Source organism: Rhodopseudomonas sp. WA056 (assembly GCF_010906995.1).
Classification (GTDB): Bacteria; Pseudomonadota; Alphaproteobacteria; order Rhizobiales; family Xanthobacteraceae; genus Rhodopseudomonas; species Rhodopseudomonas palustris_G.
In genome coordinates this window covers 1-5,123 of record NZ_QPFS01000196.1, presented here as the reverse complement: position 1 = coordinate 5,123, position 5,123 = coordinate 1, and the positions used below count along the sequence as shown (strand labels likewise).

The window sequence follows — 5,123 nt, the reverse complement described above, 5'->3', positions numbered from 1 at the left end:
TACGCTCGGGCATCGCCGGACGAGTGGGCACGCGCGGATGATCGGCCGTCGGCTGCGGCGCAGCTTCGCCGAGCTGACCATTGATCCAGTCGGTGAGCGACAGTCCGGCGCGCCTGGCGGCGGCCTCGGCCCTCTCGCGCACTGACGGTTCGATCTCCTCGACACTCCACGACACGCGATTCATGCTCTTGTCCGCACCAAGCCGGCACCCAGCCGCGCCTGCACACCTCCGCGTCAGTTCCAAGGAACATCGACACGACGCGGAAGTCTGCCTCTGGATCGACTTTTTCCCGTTAGGGTAAATACCGAGTTAAGGATCGGCGTGAACGGCCACGAAACTTAACGATCGGTGCAAAAAGCGCAGGTCGGCCGCGGATTTTCGAGGCGTCGGGTGCAGCCAGAATGTCGCGAGCTGCCGCCTGTTACCACCGGAAACGCTAACCACCCGCGCGCGTGAACAGGGCGCTGAGGTCGTCGATGTCGGATTCGGTGACCGCATTGAGCGCCGGGTTCATCACCGCGGTCTGGCCGATATAGGCCCAGTACAGGAACTCGGCCCGCGGCCGGGCATGCCGGCTCTCGACGCCGGATTCGATCATCAGCTTGGACAGATACTCGACCCGCCTTGCGTCGACCGCGGCGACCATCTCGGCGGCGGCCGGATCGGTCGCGGCCAGCTCGCGGATCGCGCGATCCAGGCTGCGGTCCTCGTTGAAGGCGAGCTTCATCAGATGTGTCAGCCGTGCGGGGCCGACGATCGCGGCATCGATGTCGCGGAATACCTGCTCGGTGACACGTTCTTTCCAGAGCTGCAGGAGCTGGGTGCGGAAGTCGGTCGCGTCCTTGAAGTGCCAGTAGAAGCTACCGCGCGACACCTCCAGGCCGGCCGCGAGATCGCCGACTTTGAGCGCGTTGGCGCCGTGGCGGGCGAGTGTGCGCAGCCCATGGGCGAGCCAATCCGCGCGCGTCAGCCGATCTTTGGTATCCGAATCCATGCCCGCACCATACACGTGTGTATTGACACGGCCAAGGCGCGCCGTTAGATGCCATTCAGAGGTGTATGGAGATGATCCGGCAGGCTGCTGCGTTGCGGCCGCCGGAAATCATCACATCGGAGGAGCGCTCGTGCACGCCATGTTGGTCCAGCGGCCGATGGTCGACCTGTCCCGAGCCGCCGCCCCGGTGCTTTGCAGAGATTTGGAGACGTGCCGGCGCCCGTGCGCGCCGCGGCGTCATCGCGCTTGATGTCGCGACCGATGATGGTCGAACATCCGCCCCGCCTTGCGTCTTCGCCGCAATTCTATCTCGCTGATCCGGAGAACTGCCGATGGCCTTGAACGGGCTCGACACCTGGTATGCCTTCATGAAGTCCCACGATACGGCGGCGCTGTGGGATCTGCTGCATCCCGATGCGGTGTTCGAAAGCCCGGTGGTTCACACCCCGCAGGTCGGTCGCGACATTGTGTTCAAGTATCTGAAGGGTGCCGAGAAGGTGCTCGGCGGACCGGGCTTCACCTATGTGGGCGAATGGCGCAGCGATAACGGCGCGGTCCTCGAATTCGAGAACGTGATCGAGGGTATCAAGATCAACGGCGTCGACATCATTACATTCGCCGACGACGGGCGTATTACCCACTTCAAGGTCATGGTAAGACCCCTGAAAGCGATCAACCTGCTGCATCGCTTGATGGGAGAACAGCTGGCGCGGCAATAAGCTCGCCGGCGACCGGTCGAATTCATCACGTCGTCGTCTGAAGTTGGTTCAGGCGGCGCATACTTCACACCTGATCCCGATCGAGAGACCCGCATGACGATCTACAAGGCCCCGGTTGAAGAAGTCGGCTTCCTGCTCAACGACGTATTCCAGTTCGATCGCTACAACAATCTGCCCGGGTTCGCCGATGCCGCTGCCGACGTGCGCGACGCGATCATCAACGAGGCGGCGCGGCTGAGCGAGGAAGTGCTGCATCCGCTCAACGCCGTCGGTGATCACGAAGGCTGCACCCGTCACGACGACGGCAGCGTCACCACGCCGAAGGGCTTCAAGGACGCCTACAAGCAGATCGCCGAAGGCGGCTGGATGGGCCTGTCGTCGCCGACCGAATATGGCGGCCAGGGTCTGCCGATCACGCTGACCCAGACGGTGCAGGAGTTTCTGAACTCCGCCAATATGGCATTCGCGATGTATCCGGGGCTGACCATGGGCGCCGCGGCGGCGCTGACGGTGCACGGCTCGCCGGAGCAGAAGCAGACCTATCTGCCCAAGATGGTGTCCGGCGAGTGGACCGGCACCATGAACCTCACCGAGCCGCAGTGCGGCACCGATCTCGGCCTGTTGCGGACCAAGGCGGTGAAGCAGGCGGACGGCAGCTACAAGATCACCGGCACGAAGATCTTCATCTCGGCCGGCGAGCACGACATGGCCGACAACATCATCCATCTGGTGTTGGCGCGGATCGAAGGCGCGCCCGCCGGTATCAAGGGCATCTCGCTGTTCGTAGTGCCGAAATTTCTGGTCAACCCGGACGGCACCGTCGGCACCCGCAACGGCGTGATCTGCGGCTCGATCGAGCACAAGATGGGCATCCACGGCAACGCCACCTGCACCATGAACTACGACGGCGCCACCGGCTGGCTGGTCGGCGAAGAGAACAAGGGCATGCAGGGCATGTTCGTGATGATGAACGAGGCTCGCCTCGGCGTCGCGGTGCAGGGCCTGGCGCAGTCTGAAGTCGCCTATCAGAACGCCGTCGAATACGCCCGCGAGCGGCTGCAGGGCCGGGCGCTGTCGGGGCCGAAGGCGACCGACAAGCCGGCCGATCCGATCATCGTGCATCCCGACATCCGCCGCGCGCTGCTGACGATGCGCGCGTTCAACGAGGCGGCGCGGGCGCTGGTGCTGTGGACCGCGCTGAAGAGCGACGTCGCGCATCGTTCCAGCGACGCCAAGGAGCGCCAGGCCGCCGACGATCATCTCGGCCTGATGACGCCGGTGCTGAAGGGCGTGCTGACCGATGGCGGCTTCGCCAATGCGGTCGCGGCCCAGCAGGTCTATGGCGGCCACGGCTACATCGCCGCCAACGGCGTCGAGCAGTTCGTCCGCGATGCCCGCATCGCGATGATCTACGAAGGCGCCAACGGCATTCAGGCGCTCGATCTGGTCGGGCGCAAGCTGCCGCGTGACGGCGGCCGCGCCGTGATGGCGTTCTTCGCCGAGGTCGGCGCCTTCGCCAAGGAGCACGGCGGCGACGAAGCGATGAAGCCGTTCGTGGCGCCGCTGTCGACGTCGCTCGGCCATTTGCAGAAGGCCACCACCTGGCTGATGATGAACGCCATGGCGCAGCCGGACAATGCCGGCGCCGCCGCCACCGACTACATGCATCTCTTCGGCCTGGTGGCGATGGGCTACATGTGGGCCAAGATGGCCAAGGTGGCGCAGGACAAGATCGCAGCCGAGGGCGCGACGCCCTATCTGACCAGAAAGCTGGTCACCGGCCGGTTCTTCGCCGAGCGGATGCTACCCGAGACCGCGCTGCGGCTGACCCGGATCGAAGCCGGCTGTAACACCCTGATGGAACTGCCGGCGGAAGCGTTCTGACATTGACACTGCCGTCATCCCCGCGAAGGCGGGGATCCAGTAAGCCGGGCGCCGGCGGTTTGATCGCCGGTGCCATGATGACTGGATCGCCCGGTCGAGCCGGGCGATGACTCCTGAAAGAGCATCGCGTCACATTTTATCGAGGGAGGTCCCATGCCCGAAGCCTATATCTACGATCACGTTCGTACTCCGCGCGGCCGCGGCAAGGCCGATGGCTCGCTGCATGAGGTGACCGCGCTGGCGCTCGCCACCGTGCCGCTGAAGGCACTGAAAGAGCGTAACAACATCAAGAAGGACGTGGTCGACGACGTCGTGATGGGCGTGGTCGATCCGGTCGGCGAGGCCGGCTCGGATATCGCGCGGTTCGCCGCGATGAACGCAGGCCTCGGCGAAGCGGTGCCCGGCGTGCAGATCTCCAGGTTCTGCGCCTCGGGCCTCGATGCGGTGAACTTCGCCGCGGCGCAGATCATGAGCGGCCAGCACGAATTGGTGATCGGCGGCGGCGCGGAATCGATGAGCCGCATCGGCCTCGGCGCGTCGGGCGGTGCCTGGCCGATGGATCCGTCGATGGCGATTCCGTCCTACTTCATGCCGCAGGGTGTGTCGGCCGACCTGATCGCGACCAAATACGGCTTCTCGCGCGACGACGTCGACGCCTATGCGGTTCGGAGCCAGCAGCTCGCCGCGAAGGCCTGGGACGAAGGCCGGTTCGACAAGTCGGTGGTGCCGGTCAAGGACATCAACGGTCTGACCATCCTGGCCAAGGACGAGCACATGCGCCCCTCGACGACGATGCAGTCGCTGGCGCAGTTGCAGCCGTCGTTCGCGCCGATCGCCGCGATGGGCGGGTTCGACGCGGTGGCGATCCAGTCGCACCCGGAAGTCGAGAAGGTCAACTACGTGCACCATGCCGGCAACTCGTCGGGCATCGTCGACGGCGCCGGCGCGGTGCTGCTCGGCAGCAAGGAAGCCGGCGACAAGCACGGCCTGAAGCCGCGTGCGAAAATTCGCGCCTTCGCCAATATCGGCTCGGAGCCGGCGATGATGCTGACCGGTCCGGTCGACGTCACCAACAAGCTGTTCGAGCGCTCCGGCATGAAGAAGAGCGACATCGATCTGTTCGAACTCAACGAGGCGTTCGCGTCGGTGGTGCTGCGCTACATGCAGGCGTTCGAGATCGACAACGACAAGATCAACGTCAATGGCGGCGCGATCGCGCTCGGCCATCCGCTCGGCGCCACCGGCGCGATGATCCTAGGCACCGTGCTCGACGAGCTGGAGCGCACCGGCAAGGCGACCGCGCTGGTGACGCTGTGCATCGGCGGCGGCATGGGCACTGCCACCATCATCGAGCGGGTGTGAGGATTCGATAGCGCGGTGGGCCGCGCCACGCGCGCCGGCCTGCTCCCTCCCCCCTTGCGGGGAGGGTCGGGGTGGGGGGTGCCCCGAGGCGAAGCTTCCGATGTGGACCCCCACCCCCGACCCCTCCCCGCAAGGGGGAGGGGAGCTGAACAACAACCGCCGC

The 5,123-nt window shown here is 65.3% G+C and carries 5 protein-coding genes; 3 read left to right on the top strand and 2 right to left on the bottom strand.

The window, feature by feature from the left end:
- Both DU475_RS22980 and DU475_RS22975 read right to left on the bottom strand, forming a co-directional pair.
- A partial coding sequence (locus DU475_RS22980; RefSeq protein ID WP_164633433.1) for a hypothetical protein occupies positions 1–184 on the bottom strand: 184 nt, incomplete at its 3' end.
- Between the two features lie 253 nt (positions 185–437).
- Positions 438–995, bottom strand: a complete 558-nt coding sequence (locus DU475_RS22975) for a TetR/AcrR family transcriptional regulator (RefSeq protein ID WP_013500761.1) — start codon at positions 993–995, stop codon at positions 438–440.
- Between the two features lie 332 nt (positions 996–1,327).
- Here DU475_RS22975 and DU475_RS22970 point away from each other — a divergent pair, with 332 nt between their 5' ends.
- From DU475_RS22970 to DU475_RS22960, 3 genes are all read left to right on the top strand, one after another.
- On the top strand, positions 1,328–1,714 hold the full coding sequence (locus tag DU475_RS22970) for a nuclear transport factor 2 family protein (RefSeq protein WP_164633432.1): 387 nt from the start codon (positions 1,328–1,330) through the stop codon (positions 1,712–1,714).
- A 93-nt stretch (positions 1,715–1,807) separates the two neighbouring features.
- On the top strand, positions 1,808–3,598 hold the full coding sequence (locus tag DU475_RS22965) for an acyl-CoA dehydrogenase C-terminal domain-containing protein (RefSeq protein WP_164633431.1): 1,791 nt from the start codon (positions 1,808–1,810) through the stop codon (positions 3,596–3,598).
- A 153-nt stretch (positions 3,599–3,751) separates the two neighbouring features.
- Positions 3,752–4,960, top strand: a complete 1,209-nt coding sequence (locus DU475_RS22960) for an acetyl-CoA C-acetyltransferase (RefSeq protein ID WP_164633430.1) — start codon at positions 3,752–3,754, stop codon at positions 4,958–4,960.
- Positions 4,961–5,123 lie beyond the last annotated feature (163 nt).